The sequence below is a fragment of the Shewanella sp. Sh95 genome, from assembly GCF_001308045.1.
Classification (GTDB): Bacteria; Pseudomonadota; Gammaproteobacteria; order Enterobacterales; family Shewanellaceae; genus Shewanella; species Shewanella xiamenensis.
The window spans coordinates 36,937-56,212 of sequence record NZ_LGYY01000060.1 but is presented as its reverse complement, the minus strand read 5'-3'; the positions used below and the strand labels follow the sequence as shown (position 1 = coordinate 56,212).

The 19,276-nt window shown below is 46.8% G+C and carries 13 protein-coding genes; 5 read left to right on the top strand and 8 right to left on the bottom strand.

The genetic code is table 11. The features are described 5' to 3' along the window. Positions 1–47 precede the first annotated feature (47 nt). Positions 48–2,042, bottom strand: coding sequence for a nitrate- and nitrite sensing domain-containing protein (locus AEA42_RS04980; protein ID WP_055647138.1), 1,995 nt, complete (start codon positions 2,040–2,042; stop codon positions 48–50). A gap of 255 nt (positions 2,043–2,297) precedes the next feature. Continuing rightward, positions 2,298–2,930 (bottom strand): YchE family NAAT transporter, encoded by a 633-nt coding sequence (locus AEA42_RS04975; protein WP_011072194.1) that lies wholly within the window; start codon positions 2,928–2,930, stop codon positions 2,298–2,300. Between the two features lie 316 nt (positions 2,931–3,246). Here AEA42_RS04975 and adhE point away from each other — a divergent pair, with 316 nt between their 5' ends. Beyond that, positions 3,247–5,847 carry a bifunctional acetaldehyde-CoA/alcohol dehydrogenase gene (gene adhE / locus AEA42_RS04970; RefSeq protein ID WP_055647137.1) on the top strand — a complete coding sequence of 867 codons (2,601 nt, stop codon included), beginning with the start codon at positions 3,247–3,249 and terminating at the stop codon, positions 5,845–5,847. 161 nt (positions 5,848–6,008) lie between these two features. On the opposite strand, the gene AEA42_RS04965 is transcribed toward adhE, so the two are convergent. The 4 genes from AEA42_RS04965 to AEA42_RS04950 all read right to left on the bottom strand — a co-directional run bounded on the left by AEA42_RS04965 (position 6,009) and on the right by AEA42_RS04950 (position 11,448). Continuing rightward, entirely contained in the window at positions 6,009–6,944 is a 936-nt protein-coding gene (locus AEA42_RS04965) for a M14 family metallocarboxypeptidase (RefSeq protein WP_037425214.1), read from the bottom strand. Between the two features lie 55 nt (positions 6,945–6,999). Continuing rightward, a complete protein-coding gene (locus AEA42_RS04960) occupies positions 7,000–7,458 on the bottom strand; it encodes a GNAT family N-acetyltransferase (protein ID WP_055647136.1) in 459 nt (152 codons plus the stop codon). 132 nt (positions 7,459–7,590) lie between these two features. Beyond that, positions 7,591–9,642, bottom strand: coding sequence for a S9 family peptidase (locus AEA42_RS04955; RefSeq protein ID WP_037425219.1), 2,052 nt, complete (start codon positions 9,640–9,642; stop codon positions 7,591–7,593). A 261-nt stretch (positions 9,643–9,903) separates the two neighbouring features. Further along, a complete protein-coding gene (locus tag AEA42_RS04950) occupies positions 9,904–11,448 on the bottom strand; it encodes a fumarate hydratase (protein ID WP_055647135.1) in 1,545 nt (514 codons plus the stop codon). Positions 11,449–11,569: 121 nt separating this feature from the next. Between AEA42_RS04950 and pabB the strand changes: the two genes are divergently transcribed. Both pabB and AEA42_RS04940 read left to right on the top strand, forming a co-directional pair. Continuing rightward, entirely contained in the window at positions 11,570–12,973 is a 1,404-nt protein-coding gene (gene pabB, locus AEA42_RS04945; RefSeq protein ID WP_055647134.1) for an aminodeoxychorismate synthase component I, read from the top strand. A gap of 24 nt (positions 12,974–12,997) precedes the next feature. Next, entirely contained in the window at positions 12,998–13,585 is a 588-nt protein-coding gene (locus AEA42_RS04940; protein ID WP_037425228.1) for a CoA pyrophosphatase, read from the top strand. 24 nt (positions 13,586–13,609) lie between these two features. Here the strand turns inward: AEA42_RS04940 and AEA42_RS04935 are convergent, their stop codons facing one another. Further along, on the bottom strand, positions 13,610–13,945 hold the full coding sequence (locus AEA42_RS04935; protein ID WP_037418216.1) for a hypothetical protein: 336 nt from the start codon (positions 13,943–13,945) through the stop codon (positions 13,610–13,612). Positions 13,946–14,140: 195 nt separating this feature from the next. Between AEA42_RS04935 and asnS the strand changes: the two genes are divergently transcribed. Continuing rightward, the gene (gene asnS / locus AEA42_RS04930; protein ID WP_037418214.1) at positions 14,141–15,541 is read left to right on the top strand and encodes an asparagine--tRNA ligase; all 1,401 of its coding nucleotides are present in this window, start codon (positions 14,141–14,143) and stop codon (positions 15,539–15,541) included. Positions 15,542–15,787: 246 nt separating this feature from the next. Further along, entirely contained in the window at positions 15,788–16,798 is a 1,011-nt protein-coding gene (locus AEA42_RS04925; protein ID WP_055647133.1) for a D-alanine--D-alanine ligase, read from the top strand. 69 nt (positions 16,799–16,867) lie between these two features. Here the strand turns inward: AEA42_RS04925 and AEA42_RS04920 are convergent, their stop codons facing one another. Then, a complete protein-coding gene (locus tag AEA42_RS04920; RefSeq protein ID WP_055647132.1) occupies positions 16,868–19,123 on the bottom strand; it encodes an EAL domain-containing protein in 2,256 nt (751 codons plus the stop codon). Positions 19,124–19,276: the final 153 nt, after the last annotated feature.

Genomic DNA, 19,276 nt, shown 5'->3' with positions numbered 1-19,276 from the left:
TGCTAGACAAACCGCCCTCGTTCAAGGCGCTAAAATTAACCAATGCACTATTTTACTGTAAATTTATGGACTTCTTTAGACATGAGTTCGGAGTCATAGGTCAATGCTTTAGTCAATTCCCTTAGCTCATCGGAGATACGTTGAGTGTTTAAGTAAATATCGCTGATCTTTAACGCATTACGATTTACATCTTCAGACACTGCGGATTGTTCATGGGTGGCTGTCGCAATTTGCTCATTCATGCGGTTAATGATATCGACTTGTTCAACAATACGTTTAAGTTCGATACCTGCTTGCTCCGCTTCTTGGACGCTGGTATTGGCCTGTGCTAATCCGCGATCCATGGCTTTTACCGCTAAATTAGCGCTGGACTTTAATCTGTCAGTCATATTCTTGATGTCAGACGTCGATGTCTGCGAACGCTGCGCTAAGCTTCTGACCTCATCGGCTACCACGGCAAAACCCCTACCCATCTCACCAGCTCTGGCGGCCTCAATTGCGGCGTTAAGTGCTAACAGATTAGTTTGTTCTGCAATGCTGTTAATTACATCTAATACCACCACAATACCGTGAATTTCTCTATCGAGTTCATTGATGGCCTGTGAAGCACCATTAATATCATCCGCTAGTGCTTTTATTGCTTTGCTGGTTCTGCCAACTTCAAGGTTACCGGTTTTGGCCTCTTGGTTAGCCGAATTTGATGCTTCTGATGCCTGTACAGCATTACTCGCAATTTCGGCAACGGTCGCACTCATTTCGGTCATTGCCGATGCCACTTGCTCAGCCTCACTGTGGCCTGCCATCACATCTTGCTCCATGGCATGGGTGCAAACATCCATTTGTTCAACCGCCTGCTGTAATTTGCTAGCACTGGCACGCACTTGTAAGATAACGTTTTCAAAATCACTCATCATCTCGTTGAAAGCTAAGGCAAGTTCACCAAATTCATCTTGGCTGTTGTGGTTTAACCGAACACTGAGGTCGTAGTGTTTTCGTGCTTGTGTAACCGTAGAATAAAGATGATGAACACTCGTATGTAAATATCGGATCACCGATAAACTGAGCAAAAGTACAATGATCAGCACCAAGCTTAACGTCGCCAACACAAAAAACATTTGTTGATTGGCAGATGCAAGGCGTTCATGGGTGATATTCAAAAGATCAGCTGAAACTTGCTGCTCAAAATCCCGCAAGCTGTCAATCCGAGCTGAAGATTTAGCAAACCAGTCTTCTGGATTTTGTTGTTGAATTTTCTGGTTATCTTGGTCAAATGCAATTTGTCTTAGCGATTCAACGTCTTTGACTTCATTAGAATTTTGAATGCGGTTAATGGCATCAACCAAATTAGGTGTTGCCAATGCAATAAAACGCTCTAAATAGCTATTTTGCTCAGAAACTAGGGTAATAAACTTTGCGTAAACCTTAGGCTTAAACCCTGCTTGTCCAAATGTCGAACTTAATACTGCCCTCTCAATCCCTGCCCGTTCTTTCATTTGTAGGAAGGCACTAAATGCCGCCGCTTTGATGGCAATTTCTTGATTAGCCCCCGTTTTAGCGGTCTCATCAACAATCGCAAGTAGCTCTCGGTTGAGCGCCGTATAATAGGCTACTTCATCGGCAACACTGATTGACAGGCTATCAACCTGCGAGCGAATTGAAGCTAATTTACTGAGTTGAGTATTTAGATCGCGCAGTTTCGGCGCAAACACTGCGGGTAAATTGTGGTTTTCAATAAAAGATTGGAAATATTTGAGCTGAGTATCTGTCAATTGCCTTTGACTGGGTATTTTGCCTGCGAATGCCTTGCCCGCTGAGCCTATAAATCCGGCACTCATGCCCCGTTCTTTTTGCAACTCATGGACAAAGTTACTGTTTGTCACCGCCAATTCGCTTAGCTGCACGACGACTTTCAGCTCTTGACGATATTCATACTTTTCGATGAGAAATAGCGCGCCATATAAAAAACACGCAAATAAAGGGGGCAATACAACCATGAGTAATTTTTGCTTTAAGCTGAGGTTGCCAATCCATTGCCATTTCATAGGGATATCCTTAATCGACTTAGGGCTAAATTGTTAACCTATTATATAGCACAGGATGTTAATGATAACGATAGAATAACGCTAATTTAGAAAATACTAATTATTATAAAAACAAATGGTTGCGACAATACAAGGCTAAACGGCTTTTCGAGATAAGGCTATAAATAAGGCCAAGGGAGAAAATTTCGTGTGATAAAAACAAATGAAAACTGCAACCGCAACAGCGGGAGGAAATGGCCTCCCGCATTCCGATTTTTAGCTAAAAAGTTGTGGGAATAAGCCTTTAATCCCAGCGGCAATGACTTCGATACCAATCGAGAGCATTAATAATCCCATAAGACGGGTAATCACGTTAATTCCTGTTTTACCTAAAATTTTATAGATAATAGATGCCATTCGAAACAGGCCGAAACTCACCAAACCAAAAATAATCACGGTAATAAACATCGCAATAAAATTGGATAATGAATTATGCTCAGCGGCAAACACAATCACCGAGCTAATCGCCCCAGGACCAGCCATTAACGGCAAGGCTAACGGCACAACCGCCACGGACTCCATAGCCGAAGATTCGCGGTCTTCCTCTTGGTTACGTTTTACTTCGCCCAATTTACCCTGCAACATCGACATCGCAATAATCGCGATCAGCGTGCCGCCGGCAATCCTGAAAGCCGAAAGTGAAATGCTAAACATATTCAAAATATGTTGTCCCGCGACGATGGTCACCAACAGGATCACCACCACCGCAAAGTTAGCCACTTTACCCGTATGGTTACGCTCGGCTTCAGTTTGATGGCTGGTTAAGCTCACAAACACTGGCAACAAACCAATAGGGTTGATAATGGCAACCAGGCCAAGAAAAAATTTAACGTAAAGTGTTAACTCCAAGTGACTATCCTTATTGAGCGTGTCACGCCAATTTCATCAAACTAAACTTAAGGGCAAGTATAGTAGCTTAAGCACAGATGACTGAAAAATGAGATTTTTGAGGTTAAATCACAAGTTTGAGTAATATCTGTTTACTGTACTCGGCTTATTTTAGACACAAAAGACACATAAGATCGCAATTGACGTATTTTTATTACATAAAAACCCTAAATTGACTGCAAGATCACACTTTAGCTTAGGCTTTAGGTGTAATTTTTCACCATAAAGAAGAGTTAGCGAATCGTGCATTCCCTAAATCTTTTTAGGAGTTTTAATCATGACAGTAACCAATGCCCAAGAACTGGATCTCATGGTCGAGCGCGTGGCCAAAGCGCAAGCTGAATATGCCAGTTTTAGCCAAGCCCAAGTCGATGCCATTTTCCGCGCCGCAGCTCTGGCCGCCGCCGATGCGCGTATATCGCTCGCGAAAATGGCCGCCGCTGAAACCCGAATGGGGGTGATTGAAGACAAAGTGATTAAAAATCACTTTGCCTCAGAATACATTTACAATAAGTACAAAGATGAGAAGACCTGCGGAATTTTGTCCGAGGACCCCACCTTCGGCACCATCACTATCGCCGAGCCCGTGGGCATTATCTGTGGGATTGTCCCCACCACCAATCCCACCTCCACCGCCATTTTCAAAGCGTTGATCAGCCTTAAAACCCGTAATGCGATTATTTTCTCCCCTCACCCGCGGGCAAAAGTCTCGACCACTACTGCGGCTAAACTGGTGTTAGATGCCGCCATAGCCGCCGGTGCGCCCAAGGACATTATCGGTTGGATTGATGAGCCCAGTGTGGCGCTTTCGAATCAATTGATGACCCATCCTAAAGTGAATCTTATCCTCGCTACGGGCGGCCCAGGTATGGTGAAAGCCGCCTACTCTTCAGGCAAACCTGCCATTGGCGTAGGCGCAGGTAACACCCCAATTGTGATTGATGAAACCGCCGATATAAAACGTGCGGTTAGCTCGATTCTGATGTCTAAAACCTTCGATAACGGTGTGGTGTGTGCATCAGAGCAAGCGGTGATTGTGGTCGATAGCATCTACGAGCAAGTTAAAGAGCGCTTTGCCACCCATGGTGGTTATCTCTTAAATGCCGCGCAAACCGCTGCGATGCAACAAGTCATTCTTAAAAATGGCGGCTTAAATGCCGATATCGTCGGCCAAAGCGCCGCGACCATAGCGCAAATGGCGGGCATTGATGTCCCCCACACCACTAAGGTCTTGATTGGTGAAGTCACCGATATTACAGAGGCCGAAGCCTTTGCCCACGAAAAACTCTCTCCTTTACTTGGTATGTACCGCGCAGCCGATTTTAATGACGCCGTCGATAAGGCTGAAGCTTTGGTCGCCTTAGGCGGGATTGGCCACACATCAGGCTTATATACCGACCAAGATACCCAAACCGAGCGGGTCAAAACCTTTGGTTTTAGAATGAAAACCGCGCGAATTCTAATCAACACTCCAGCCTCACAAGGCGGAATTGGCGACCTGTACAACTTTAAACTCGCCCCCTCACTCACCTTAGGTTGTGGCTCTTGGGGGGGGAACTCGATTTCCGAAAACGTCGGCCCAAGCCATTTAATCAATAAAAAAACCGTCGCTAAGAGGGCTGAAAACATGCTGTGGCACAAGCTTCCTTCGTCTATCTACTTCCGCCGCGGCAGCTTACCTATTGCGCTTGAAGAATTGAGTGATAAAAAGCGCGCCCTCATTGTGACCGACAGATTCCTGTTTAACCAAGGTTATTGCGACGAAACCTTAAAGATTTTAAAAGCCCAAGGTCTTGAAACCGAAGTGTTTTACGAAGTGGAAGCCGACCCCACACTGGCCACAGTGCGCCAAGGTGCCAAAGTGGCCAATAGCTTTAAACCCGATGTGATTATTGCCTTAGGCGGTGGTTCGCCCATGGATGCAGCCAAGATTATTTGGGTGATGTACGAGCATCCAGATGTCGACTTTGCCGATTTAGCACTGCGTTTTATGGATATCCGTAAACGTATCTATAAATTCCCTAAAATGGGCGTCAAAGCCACTATAGTGGCGATACCGACCACTTCCGGTACTGGCTCTGAAGTCACACCTTTTGCCGTGGTCACCGATGAACAAACCGGCAAAAAATATCCCATTGCCGACTATCAACTCACCCCTAATATGGCGATTGTTGACCCGAATCTGGTGATGGATATGCCGAAATCCTTAACCGCTTTCGGCGGAATCGATGCGATCACCCACGCGCTCGAAGCCTATGTCAGCGTGATGGCGAACGAGTACAGCGATGGTCAAGCCCTGCAAGCTCTTGACCTGCTGTGCAAATATTTGCCTGATGCTTATCAGCTTGGCGCCGCATCCCCCATTGCCCGTGAAAAAGTGCATAATGGCGCCACCATAGCCGGTATCGCCTTTGCCAACGCCTTCCTTGGGATCTGCCACTCTATGGCTCACAAGCTGGGCGCCGAGTTTCACTTAGCCCACGGGCTAGCGAACGCGCTGCTGATCAGTAACGTTATCCGCTTTAATGCGACGGACTTACCGACTAAGCAAGCTGCATTCAGCCAATACGACAGACCAAAAGCCCTGTGTCGTTACGCGGCCATTGCCGATCATTTAGCCCTAGGTGGCAACTCAGATGCGCAAAAAGTTGAAAAATTGCTGGAGAAAATCGAGCAGCTCAAGAAGACGCTGGGCATTCCTGCGTCAATCCAAGAAGCCGGAGTTAACGAAGCCGACTTCCTCGCCAAAGTAGATATGCTTGCCGAGGATGCCTTCGATGACCAATGTACTGGTGCCAACCCTCGCTATCCGCTAATTAGCGAGCTAAAACAGCTACTACTCGACAGCTACTATGGCCGCCCTTTTACCGAGCAATAGTGCTCAATAGATATAAAATCTAAGCAATAAAAAATTGTTAAATGCAAAAGCCCTCGTTTGAGGGCTTTTATCGTTTTAACTTAAGCAAAATCAATTGATGACACAGTACACAACGTTACGATTGACTTGCTAGCTTGATATCAAATAAGTAACAAACTCAATTAATTCAGTGCTAACACATAGTCGATGGCACTGGTAATCGCCGCAACTTGAGCTAAATTGCACTCAGCAGGCGTGGCCGATGGGCTGTCGGGATACACTTCCGTGGTGGTGTTATAAATACACCCCGTCACACTGCTGCATAAACCTAGCGCTTTCAATGGGTAATTGATCACCCCGTGTTGTACTACTGTCGAGCCGATAATCTCGCCCTTGTCATCGGCAGGCGCGATGTGAGTCACTTTGCTCACGCCATCGATAATCGACTTTTGGAACGCATCCTGCGGATTTTCGGTATCGCCTACAGCATAAAAACCATCAGGTATAGTGCCAGGGATAAAGTCTTTGCCGTCACGCGCGGCCAAGGCTGGACGAAATTCATCCTCATCCGAGTCGGTGGTTTCATGTAAATCCACATGCACATCAAAACCTTGTGGAACGCTTGCCACCAGTGCCATCAGTGCTGCCGACTCTTCTGCTGGGCTATTAGCATAAAACGAGCGGTTTGGATCGATAGCTTTCGGGTTCCAGCGATTAATAGTCTCATAACCCCAAGGGCTTACACACACTGCCACCACTAAGTTTACCCGCTCAGCATAGTGAGCCGCGTTGTTAGCCAAAAAAGCCAAGGCGCCATGCACGCCACTGGTTTCGTAGCCGTGTACGCCCCCTGTGACTAATACCGTTATCTTTTTCGGATCAAAGCTTGCTGATTTGACCGCAAATAAAGGGTAACGCGCTGGATCAATCGATAAAGCGCCATATTGCACTACATTCAGCCCTAATGCGGCCAGTTGTGACTCTATCGCTTTTAGTGGCGTGACAACATTGTCTTGGTAAGAACGCTTAATTTGCGTGCTAGCAAACCATGCGGCCTTTTCGGCATCGCCCCATTTTTCACCGACTGTCCCGATTGGGTAAAAACTCACATTCGCCATAGGTTCTCTTCTTCTGATTTTATGTTTTGGTCTTATGGTTAAAGATTGTTATAGCTCAAAGCACGAGTTGCATCGGAATATCGCGGATCCCACCACGCTCACGAATATCACTTTGCGCAATAAAGCCAAAGCGCTGATAGACAGGCAGCGCATTCACCGCCGAGTTAACGGTAAATGTGCCGGGATTCCCCTTCGCAAGACACTCAGCTTTAGCATGCTCCCACAGCTGACGCGACAGGCCTTGCCCCTTGGCAATATCCGCCACAAATAGATGATAAAGATGACTGTTATCCTTCATCCCCACCACACCGACAAGTTCGCCAGCCTCATTCATTGCAACATGATATTGATAACCCAAGGCAAAATAATGAGCCACCGACTCAACCGACATGGCGTTGACTAAGGTTTCAGCGCCCATATTAGTGCAAGTGGGAGCGATATAAACCTGTGTAAGCTGCGTGATTAATACGCTTATCGCTTCAATATCTGTTGTACTCGCCGCTCTGATCAGCATCTTTATTCCTTAACTGAGTGTGTTTAACTACGCATTCAACTGGAGACAATTAAAAAGCCAGAACAGGGTTCTGGCTTTGGCAACAAGTTAATGGGACTTAGTACACTGCGAATTTAAGTCCATCATCCTCGATTACTTTTTCGTCCAGCTGTCCATCCAACGGAACACATTCGCGTACCATTGTTCTAGATTTTCTGGCTTTAAGATCCAATGGTTTTCATCAGGGAAAATCAGCAATTCAGATGGAATCCCCTTACGCTGCATAAAGCTAAATGCTGCTAATCCTTGACCATAAGGCACGCGGAAGTCTTTCTCGCCATGGATAACCAGCATTGGTGTCTTCCAGTTTTCGACATAGTTAACGGGGTTGAACTGCTCATATAACGCTTTGTTATCCTGATAAGTGCCGCCAAACTCATGCTCTGGGAACCAGACTTCTTCGGTCACATAGTACATGGAGCGCATATCGAACAGACCCGCGTGGTTAACGAGGCACTTAAAGCCATCGTTCCAGTTACCTTGGATCCAGTTCATCATGTAGCCGCCGTAAGAGCCACCTAAGGCACAGGCATTTTGTGGATCGAGCCATTTTTGTTGTTGGCTCACCGCAGCCAGACCTTTTTGTAAGTCTTCTAATGGCTTACCGCCCCAATCTTGGCTGATAGAATCGGTAAAGGCTTGGCCGTAACCAGTTGAACCGTGGAAGTCCACCATCACAACGCCGTAACCCGCACCGGCCCATAACTGGGCGTTCCAACGGCCACTGAAACCGTTACCAAATGAACCTTGCGGACCGCCGTGGACTAGGTATGCAATCGGATACTTTTTGCCTTCTTGGTAGTTGGCAGGTTTGATCCAGTAGCCGTAAACATCTTCGTTGTTCCAACCCTTAAAGCTAAATTGTTGGAATTCACCGAATTTAATTTCGGCCAGTTTGTCTTTGTTGACTTCGGTTAGACGTTTCAGGCCTTGACCGTCGGTGTTGATGCGATACAGATCGCCCGGCTCAACTAAGGTTTTGCTGTCGAAAATCAGTTGATCATCGGCGATCGCAATCAGGCTATTACTGCCGTCGCTATAGACAGACTGCACATCACCAAATTGAGTATTCACTTTAAAAATAGACACTTGCCCGATATCCTGCGCCGTCACATACAGAGTGCGGTTGTCCGGTGCAAACATCAGCGAGCTTGGGCTTCTGTCCCACAGCGGTGCGACTTCCTTCGACTGTCCGGTGCTAGTATCACGCAGCATAATGCGATAACGGTCAGCTTCGAAGCCAGGTTTAGTCATCGCGAGGTACGCCATATAACGACCATCGCTTGAGAATGTTGGCTGGGCGTCCCAAGCGATGTTATCCGCGGTTAAGTTAGTGGCTTTACCACCGTTCACACTCACCTGCCACAAATCGTAGTTGGTAGTCCAAGCTTGATCTTTACTTGGCGCCTTGGCGCTGTACACCACATATTGGCCATCTGGGGTGAAAGTCACTTCTTCCATGCCTGAGAACGGTTTAGGCGGCGTTTCGGTGTCTAAGCCTTGAGTGATATCAACCACTTTAGTCAGCTTTTCACCGTTGAGGGCGCCGACAAATAAGTGGTTACGGGCATGGTCTTCCCACGTATCCCAGTGACGTACCATCAACTGCTTGTATTCACGGCCCGTCGATTTACGCTCTTCTTCAGCCTTAAACTTGTCTTTTGAGCACGCTAAGTCTTTACACTCTGGAAAGACACGCATACTAAGCACGATTTGCTTGCCATCGTTTGACAGTTTGTAACCATCGATATCCAGTGGCAGATCAGAAACTTGCTGCGCTTCACCACCGGTTAATGGCAGTTGGAACAGTTGGCTTGACCCGCTGCGGCTGGCGAGGAAATAAATCGATTTGTCATCGTTTGCGAAGCTGACATCGTGCTCTGTACCGGCGGCAGAGGTGAGCTGCAGCGGTTTCGCGTCTGCTTGCGTCAGATCGAGAAGATATAAATCCGAGCTTGCCTCTCCCTTGTCATTAACGGTTTTCAGGCCGTAAACCAGTTTTGTACCGTCGTGAGATACCACGGCTGAATGCAATTTGTTGAGTTTAACCAGCTGTTGCACAGTAAAAGGCTTAGGATCGGCCGCATGGGCAGAGCAGGCCAAACCTGCCGCGCCAAGCGCCAATAGGAGAGGAGCTATTTTCATTGTTATATCCATCTTTTGTTAAACACATTCGGTAGTTGTACCGAATGAACGGTCAAAACGAACATCAATCGTCTCTATGAAGATAAGTTTGCCACACTAACGAAACAAAAACGCTCAAGCAAGCCAAAAGGCGTACTTGAGCGGATTTTTTTGTGACAAATTGTCAGTCAATCAAGAATAGTCTGATTGAGTACCACTCGCCTTGCTATCTTGCTCAAATCCCGCTTAAAAAAACGACACTTTTGCAAGAAGGCCATTTGCTTAGGCTTTAGCGTTAGCGATATTCACTTTCCAAACCGCTGGCCCCGTTTCATGGGCATTCACGCCGTTTGAGTCAACCGCTACAGTCACAGGCATATCTTCAACGTCAAACTCGTAAATCGCTTCCATACCTAAATCGGCAAAAGCCACAACGCGGGATTTCTTAATGGCTTTTGACACTAAGTAAGCCGCGCCGCCAACGGCCATCAAGTAAACAGCTTTGTGTTTCTTGATAGATTCAACGGTCGCAGGACCACGCTCAGCCTTACCAATCATGCCCATCAGGCCAGTTTTTTCTAGCATCAGATCGGTGAATTTGTCCATACGGGTCGCGGTTGTAGGTCCTGCAGGACCTACAACTTCATTACCGACGGGGTCAACTGGACCAACGTAGTAGATAAACTTACCAGTAAAGTCGACGCCTTCAGGTAAACCTTCGCCGCTTTCAATCAGGCTTTGGATACGCTTATGGGCAGCGTCACGTCCGGTGAGCATTTTACCGCTTAACAGAATGGTTTCACCGCTCTTCCACTGCTCGATATCCGCTTGTGTGACAGTGTCTAAGTTAACACGGCGCACATCGCTGCCCACTTCGCGGGTGATTTCTGGCCAGTCGCTCAGCGATGGTGGAGTAAGATCAGCAGGACCAGTTCCATCTAGATGGAAGTGAACGTGGCGCGTTGCCGCGCAGTTCGGGATCATCACCACAGGTTTGGATGCTGCATGAGTCGGCGCAGATTTGATTTTCACGTCTAACACAGTGGTTAACCCGCCAAGACCTTGAGCACCAATACCTAAGTTATTAGCACGTTCGAAAATGTCTAAACGCAGTTTTTCTTCGGTAGTTTGTGCGCCGCGCGCCATTAATTCGTGAATATCCACGCTTTCCATTAAAGCTTCTTTGGCGAGCACTGCGGCTTTTTCAGCGGTGCCGCCAATACCGATGCCGAGCATGCCAGGAGGACACCAACCCGCGCCCATCGTTGGCAGCGTTTTTTCAACCCAAGCGGCGATATCGTCAGATGGGTTTAACATCACCATCTTGGCTTTGTTTTCGCTGCCGCCGCCTTTGGCGGCGATAGCGACTTCAATATGATTGCCTGGCACCATATCGATATGCACCACGGATGGGGTGTTGTCTTTGGTGTTTTTACGGCTACCGGCAGGATCGGCCACAATCGATGCACGCAGTGGGTTATCTGGATTGGTATAAGCACGACGCACACCTTCATCGACCATTTGCTGCACGGTCATATCGGTTTTGTCCCACTTAACCCCCATACCAATCTTAACGAAGGTAGTCACGATACCCGTGTCTTGGCACAGTGGACGTTTGCCTTCGGCAGACATACGCGAGTTAATCAAAATTTGCGCAATCGCATCCTTCGCCGCCGCACTTTGCTCACGCTCATAAGCTTCGCTCATGGCATCGACAAAATCTTTGGGATGGTAATAGGAGATGTATTGCAGGGCATCGGCCACACTTTCAATGAAGTCGGCTTGTTTAATCACTACATTTTCAGACGTTTCATGGTGAGATGACATAGTAGGTGCGCTCCAGCAGCCTTTAGGGCCTTACTTGTTTTTTGTGTAATTCTTTCTGGGCCAATATGATACTCTTTCCCATCTTTTTGGGCTACATCACATTTTTAGATAGGGTTAATAGATGGCAAATAGGGCGGCATTACCGCTGGCAGTACGCCAACTTGACTGGACATTCAGCACTGCAGCAATCTTCGAACACTTTGCAGCCGAGCCTTGGGCCATCTTGCTCGACTCGGCCAATGCGGCCCATCAGGACGCTAAATTCGATATGATTTGCGCAGGCCCCATCGCCACCCTGATCACCCAAGGCGAGCAGACTGACATTCAAGTTCATCAGCCTGAATTAACCAAACCGACTCACCTCAGCCCGCAGGATGACCCTTTTTCGCTGATCAAACAGCTGCTGCGCTATTGGTATCCACAATCCTTTGCCTGCGATTTGCCCTTCAGTGGTGGCGCTATGGGCAGTTTTAGTTATGATTTAGGCCGCCGAATTGAGCAGCTCCCCAGCACAGCGGCTAAGGATATTCACCTCGGCGAGATGAATATTGGCTTTTACGACTGGGCACTGATTTTTGATTATCAGCAGCAAAGCTGGTTTATGGTGCACTATTTAGGCGATGCCGCCCTCGATACTCAATTGAACATAATTGAAGCAAAAATAGCCAACACCACAAAACAGACTGAGTTTAGTCTCACAAGCCCTTGGTCGGCGCAACTCACCAAAGCCCAGTACACCTCAAAATTTAATCAAGTACAGGCATATCTACAAAGCGGTGATTGCTATCAAATTAATTTAACTCAGCGATTTGAAGCTGAGTATCAAGGCGATGAATGGCTCGCCTACTGCAAACTGCGCAGTGCCAATCAGGCGCCCTTCTCTGCCTTTATGCGGCTTGAGGCCAACGCGATTTTATCGATTTCGCCTGAGCGTTTTATTCAGCTGCGCGGGGATGATATTCAAACCAAACCGATTAAAGGCACCTTGCCACGCCATGCCGATCCGGAGCGGGATAAACAGGTGGCACAAACACTCGCCAACTCCCCTAAAGATCGCGCCGAAAACGTAATGATTGTGGATTTGCTACGTAATGATATCGGCAAAGTCGCGGCGCCCGGCTCAGTACAAGTACCACATTTATTTGCCATAGAAAGTTTTCCGGCTGTGCACCATTTAGTGAGTACCGTCACCGCTAAACTCGATCCACAATACCACGCCAGTGACTTACTGCGGGCAGCCTTTCCCGGCGGTTCAATTACCGGCGCCCCCAAAATTCGCGCCATGGAAATTATTGAAGAACTGGAACCCTCACGCCGCAGTCTGTATTGTGGTTCAATAGGCTATATCAGCCAAGATGGGCAAATGGATACGAGCATTACCATCCGCACTATTGTTGCCGAGCGCGGCAAGCTCTATTGTTGGGCTGGCGGAGGGATCGTCGCCGACTCCAATGTCGATGCCGAATATCAAGAAAGCTTTGATAAAGTCAGTCGAATCTTACCCTTGTTAGATAGCCCTCAATAATCGACAGGAATGAGTGGGAAACCTATGGATCAAGCGGAATTTAGACTCAGATTCAATCTACACCCATTAGCTAAGCAAGATCCGGCGGCGCTCCCTCACCAAGGACTGCGAAAAGCGGCGGTGTTAATTCCCTTGCAGGAAATCCGTGGCGAGCTCAATCTGATTTTAACCCAAAGACCCATGCATCTTCGGGCGCACCCAGGACAAATCAGTTTTCCGGGAGGAAAAATTGAACCCAGTGATCCAAGTGCGATTATGGCGGCATTACGAGAAGCCGAAGAGGAAATTGGTCTTTGCAGAGAAAATGTGGATGTGATAGGTACTTTCCCTGCCCACAATACCTTTACTGGGTTTGAAATTACCCCAGTGGTCGGGATCATCAAGCAAGATTTTACCTTAAGGCTCGATCCAGGCGAGGTTGCCGATTGTTTTACCGTGCCTTTAAGTTTTTTTATCGAACCAAGCCATCGGCATCGTAACGCATTCTTACGCAAAGGCCGTTATTACAGCGTACACTTTATCCCGTATCAACAGCGTTTTATCTGGGGAGCGACAGCGGCGATCATCGATCACCTCTGTCGGCATGTGAGTCTGCCCGAGGAGATGCTGTAAAGCCGCATTGCTCTTTTGGATAATTTAAATCACAAAATGTACATATAAGCCCGCCACTAACGACGTTAACAGCAGCAAGGGAATATTAAACCAATAACCCAGTTTACTGTGGTGGGCAACATAGTAGTTAAACGCCAGACTTATCAGACTTATCGCACCACAGCCCCAGATGATATATTGCAGTAATTCGGTTTCGCTTGGGTCCCAATAGTGCCTGAAGGTTTCGCCGCGACTCAAGTAGGACCCGACCTCTCGTTCGGGGCGAGCCTCGCCAAACACCATCAGCGCGTACACCGCCAATGTCCAACCCAAAATAGATAATGTCGCGAGGATGAGCTGGAATATTTTAACTTTTCTCATATCGCCTCCGAACGTTTAACGCACGATAACCAAACAACCTAAAGATGTCGGATTGTGGTTGATTGGGTATATATTGCTTAATAGCGGTAATATTCACCTCAGGATACCTTTTTCAGCTTGAGAAAAGCCACCAGCAAGGTAATATAAACCTCCAAAATTTTCATATAAAACGTTTCGTTGGAGAACTAAGCAACAATGAGTATTGCATCAGTCGCTTCTGTATTTAAAGGTGAGCACGCAGTCGGTTCTACAGTCACCGTACGTGGATGGGTAAGAACTCGTCGTGACTCTAAAGCTGGCATCTCTTTTTTGGCAGTCTATGACGGCTCCTGCTTCAATCCTATTCAAGGTGTCGTGCCAAATAGCTTAGAAAATTACGACAACGAAGTGTTAAAGCTAACTGCTGGCTGCTCGGTGATCGTAACCGGTGAGATTGTGGAATCTCCAGGCGCGGGCCAAGCCTATGAGCTGCAAGTGACTCAAGTTGAAGTGACTGGCTGGGTTGAAGATCCAGACACTTATCCAATGGCGGCTAAACGTCATTCTATTGAGCATTTACGTGAATTGGCGCACTTACGCCCACGTACCAACATCATTGGTGCCGTTGCTCGCGTACGTAACTGTTTATCTCAAGCCATTCACCGTTTCTACCACGAAAATGGCTTCGTGTGGGTATCTACACCGCTGATCACCGCATCTGACTGTGAAGGCGCAGGTGAAATGTTCCGTGTATCCACACTGGATATGGAAAACCTGCCACGCACCAGTGATGGCAAAGTAGACTACGACAAAGATTTCTTCGGTAAAGAGGCTTTCTTAACCGTATCGGGCCAATTAAACGGCGAAACCTACGCCTGCGCCCTGTCAAAAATCTATACCTTTGGCCCGACTTTCCGTGCTGAAAACTCAAACACTAGCCGTCACTTAGCGGAATTCTGGATGGTTGAGCCCGAAGTGGCCTTCGCCACCTTAAGCGATATCGCCAGTCTCGCTGAAGGCATGCTGAAATACGCCTTCAACGCGGTATTAGCTGAGCGTATGGACGATTTGCAATTCTTCGCCCAACACGTGGATAAAACCGTAATTGAGCGTCTGCAATCCTTCGTCTCGAGCGATTTCGCCCAAGTGGATTACACCGATGCAGTAGATATTCTGCAAAAATGTGGCCGTGAGTTCGAATTCCCAGTGTCTTGGGGTATCGACTTATCCTCTGAGCACGAGCGTTATCTGGCCGAAGAGCACTTTAAAGCCCCAGTGGTTGTGAAGAACTATCCAAAAGATATCAAAGCCTTCTACATGCGCCTTAACGAAGACGGTAAAACCGTTGCCGCGATGGACGTATTGGCTCCTGGCATTGGTGAAATCATCGGTGGTTCGCAACGTGAAGAGCGTTTAGACGTGCTGGATATGCGTTTGGAAGAAATGGATCTGAACAAAGAGGATTACTGGTGGTATCGCGATCTTCGTCGTTATGGCACAGTGCCACACGCAGGTTTCGGTCTAGGCTTTGAGCGTTTAGTGTCTTACGTCACTGGCGTATCAAACATCCGTGACGTGATCCCCTTCCCACGCGCGCCACGTACCGCAAACTTCTAATCTTATTTATTCGAGATAAGACTTTAAAACGCGCTATTAGCGCGTTTTTTATTGCCCTTCAAAAATGCTTTAAAATGCATCACTTGGTCAAACTCCTTCGCCTCAGTCCTTGCGCTTTAGGGGCGAAGAAATCTAAGATGGCAGCGGCTAATACAGTGTCGTTATTTTCTGAATAGCCCAGTTGCATGTTAGTGGCGTAGTTGCACGAAGCAACTCAACAGCATTTTGCTCAATCGAGGAATCATAATGTCAAAGATCAATTTACTTTTGCTGTGCGGCGGTGGAAGTGCGGAACACGATATTTCCCTACTGTCGGCTAATTATTTTGAAACCTCGTTAGCAAAATCAGAACAGTTCAATGTACTACGTGTAGTACTGGATAAATTTGGCCAATACCAAACCGCCGCAGGCGATGACTGCGAGCTGACCAATAACCGTGAGATCCGCTTTCGTGACGAGAGCAAAGCCCCTTGGCCCGTGGATTATGTGATCCCTTGCATTCACGGTTACCCAGGTGAGACAGGCGACATTCAGTCTTACTTTAATCTTATCCAACTGCCCTACTTTGGTTGCGAATCCGAAGCGAGCAGTAACTGCTTTAACAAGATCACCGCCAAAATGTGGTTCAGCGCCTTAGGCATTCCCAACACGCCTTATATCTTTTTAAATCAATACGATGATGAAGCCATTGCCCAAACTCAAGCGGCACTTGAAAATTGGGGGTCAATTTTCGTCAAGGCTGCGTCTCAGGGCTCATCGGTCGGTTGCTATAAGGTGGATGAGGCTAGCAAAGTGAGTGAAGTGCTTAAAGATGCCTTTGGTTATGCGCCCTATGTGATTGTTGAAAAAACCATTAAAGCCCGTGAACTTGAAGTCGCCGTTTACGAATATCAAGGTGAAGTGATCGCCACCCTACCCGGTGAAATCATCTGCGATAGCAATACCTTCTACACCTTCGATGAAAAGTACGCGAAAAACAGTAAGGCGCGAACCGATGTCGTCGCGCAAAATGTACCGACTGAAATCAGCGATCAGATCCGAGCCTATGCGATTAAAGCCTTTAAAGGCATGAAGTTACGTCACCTGTCCCGTATCGACTTTTTCTTAACCGCGGACAATGAAATCCTGCTGAACGAAATCAATACCTTCCCAGGTTCGACGCCCATTTCGATGTTCCCTAAGATGCTGCAAAATCATGGGCATGATTTCACCCAATACTTAAGTTTAGTGATTAACAGTCAGTTAGCGGTAAAGTAACCACCTTAATCAAACAATAAGAGCGCCAATGGCGCTCTTATTGTTTGAGATGATACATAGTGATGATGATCAACGCGGCGACATGGCCGCTTGTTTCGCCAGTAATTCAAAAAACGCTGCCTTGGGCATGGGTTTATAAAATAGATAACCCTGAATTTCTTGAATATGGTTATCCATCATTACCTTAAGCTGTTCTTGAGTTTCAACCCCTTCCGCCGTGACTCGCAGATTAAGTGCATGACTTAAGCGTACTATCGCTTCAATCAAGGCAAGATGTCGCTCACCTTCCGCGAGCCTGTCAATAAAGCTCTTGTCGATCTTAATTTGATCAATAGGGAAATTCGCTAAATAAGACAACGAAGAATAACCCGTGCCAAAATCATCGAGGGAAATATTAATACCTCGACCACGTAACTCATTAAGCACTTGAATTAAATGAGTATGTTTTTTCATTAACAGGGATTCGGTGATCTCCAAGGTGATCAACTCATAGGGAAAATCCTCTATCCCTAAACCTTCAATAATATCGGCGAACGAATCACAAAACTCATCCTGCAACTCATGAGACCAAAATTCAAAGGTCGACACGTTAATCGCTAAACTCATCGGCCAACCGAGCGCTTGCATTTCAATAATGGTTTGCATCACAGCTTGGCGCACACAACGGCCAATATTGACAATTAAACCACTGTTTTCAGCAATGGGGATAAACTCATCGGGGGAAATAAACTGTCCTTCATGCTGCCAGCGCAGTAGCACCTCAGCACGCACAATGAGCCCCGTTGTCGCATCGACTATCGGTTGAAAGTACAACTCGAAAGCTTTTTGCTCTAATGCTTGCTTGAGTAGCGTGTGTAAATTAGCAATACGTTCTGCATTTTGTTGCATTTGTTCGGTAAAAAAATGATATCTATTACGGCCATTCGCCTTAGAGATATACATCGCTTGGTCAGCGCAGTTTAACAGTTGCTCTAAATCGAGGGCATCTTCAGGGAATCGCGCAATACCAATACTCACTGAGCTATAAACGCCTTTATCGAGGGATAATTCATAACGTCGATAAACCTGCTTATTGATCTTGTCAGCGAGTTGCGACAGTTCTCTTTGAGTCACAACCCCTGGCAGTAGGATGGCGAACTCATCACCACCTAAGCGTGCAAACACCGCCTGCTCGTTCAAACAAGTTTTAACCTGTTCCACCATCTGCACTAAGAGGACATCGCCTTTGTCGTGACCGTAGGTATCGTTTACTTGTTTAAAGTTATCCAAATCCATCAACATAAAGCTAAAGCCAGGCGTTAGGCTATCGGCACAAATAAGCTCTTGGATTTGTCTAAACAGGGCATTACGGTTAGCAAGTCCCGTTAGGGAATCGTTATTCGCTTGATATTTGATTAACTGAGCCGCTTTTTTACGCTCACTGACGTCAGAAAATAACCACGCAAACCCATTATCTGTACTATGGGGTTCACGAAAAACCGTTACGGTTAAATCGAGATAAAAGGTTTCACCATTATTCCGTAGACCGACCAGTTCACCCTGCCACATCTTCCCCTCAGAGAGATGGTTAAAGAGGGAAGCAATTTCATGGGGCTCAGAGGGAGAGAAAAACAGCTCAGGATTAAAATCTAAAATAGGCTCAGGCTGTGGCCAAACCATCAGTTTAAAAGCATCGTTGGCATAAAGTACCGAATGCTTTTCATTAGTGATCACCAGTGCTAGGGGTAAACGATCAAATATTTTCACTGCAAGACGCTGAAACTCCAGCGATCGACTACGTTCTATCGCTAAACTCGCTAATCTTGCTGCCTCAGCGATTAAGGTTAAATCCGCAGCCGTTGGGGATTTAATGACTTTGTAATACATTGCAAAGGTGCCAAGCACCTTACCTTGAGAATCTTTAATAGGTTCAGACCAACAAGCTCTTAATCCATGAACAAGTGCATAGGATTTATACAAGGCCCAATAAGGATGATGTTCGATATCCTCAACAATCACCCTTTCCCCCGTATAGGCCGCGGTACCACAGGAACCGGCCTCAGGGCCAATTTCGACGCCATGGATAGCTTGATTATAACTATCAGGTAAATGGGGCGCGGCCCCCATGAGCACTCTTTTACCGTCCTCACTGAGCAATAAGACCGAGGCGTGGGTGCCAAGGCGTTGATCTTCAATTTTTAACACTAAGGCATGGAGAATTTCTGCCAATGGCGCACCATTGAGCAGCATTGAAAGAATACCGTTGTAACACTCGAGGCTAACGTTTTGATTAAACGGGACACTTAACTTACCAACCGCACCTACAACCTGCATTCCTTCGTCCATAGTACCCTTGTCAGTTAGCGTGTAAGTTAACGACATTACTAAGGTGATTAACCTTTGTAAATTAGAAGTGAATTTTAGGAGTATAAACAAGCTAAAGCAACCTTTCGATGTGTAACCAAAGGTTGCTTTAGTCTAAGGAATATTGACGTTAAA

Bases quoted from the DNA above. Each gene is read 5' to 3' on its own strand.
- AEA42_RS04980 (WP_055647138.1), bottom strand. From the start codon at position 2,042: ATGAAATGGCAATGGATTGGCAACCTCAGCTTAAAGCAAAAATTACTC.
- adhE (WP_055647137.1), top strand. From the start codon at position 3,247: ATGACAGTAACCAATGCCCAAGAACTGGATCTCATGGTCGAGCGCGTG.
- AEA42_RS04965 (WP_037425214.1), bottom strand. From the start codon at position 6,944: ATGGCGAATGTGAGTTTTTACCCAATCGGGACAGTCGGTGAAAAATGG.
- AEA42_RS04960 (WP_055647136.1), bottom strand. From the start codon at position 7,458: ATGCTGATCAGAGCGGCGAGTACAACAGATATTGAAGCGATAAGCGTA.
- AEA42_RS04955 (WP_037425219.1), bottom strand. From the start codon at position 9,642: ATGAAAATAGCTCCTCTCCTATTGGCGCTTGGCGCGGCAGGTTTGGCC.
- AEA42_RS04950 (WP_055647135.1), bottom strand. From the start codon at position 11,448: ATGTCATCTCACCATGAAACGTCTGAAAATGTAGTGATTAAACAAGCC.
- pabB (WP_055647134.1), top strand. From the start codon at position 11,570: ATGGCAAATAGGGCGGCATTACCGCTGGCAGTACGCCAACTTGACTGG.
- AEA42_RS04940 (WP_037425228.1), top strand. From the start codon at position 12,998: ATGGATCAAGCGGAATTTAGACTCAGATTCAATCTACACCCATTAGCT.
- AEA42_RS04935 (WP_037418216.1), bottom strand. From the start codon at position 13,945: ATGAGAAAAGTTAAAATATTCCAGCTCATCCTCGCGACATTATCTATT.
- asnS (WP_037418214.1), top strand. From the start codon at position 14,141: ATGAGTATTGCATCAGTCGCTTCTGTATTTAAAGGTGAGCACGCAGTC.
- AEA42_RS04925 (WP_055647133.1), top strand. From the start codon at position 15,788: ATGTCAAAGATCAATTTACTTTTGCTGTGCGGCGGTGGAAGTGCGGAA.
- AEA42_RS04920 (WP_055647132.1), bottom strand. From the start codon at position 19,123: ATGGACGAAGGAATGCAGGTTGTAGGTGCGGTTGGTAAGTTAAGTGTC.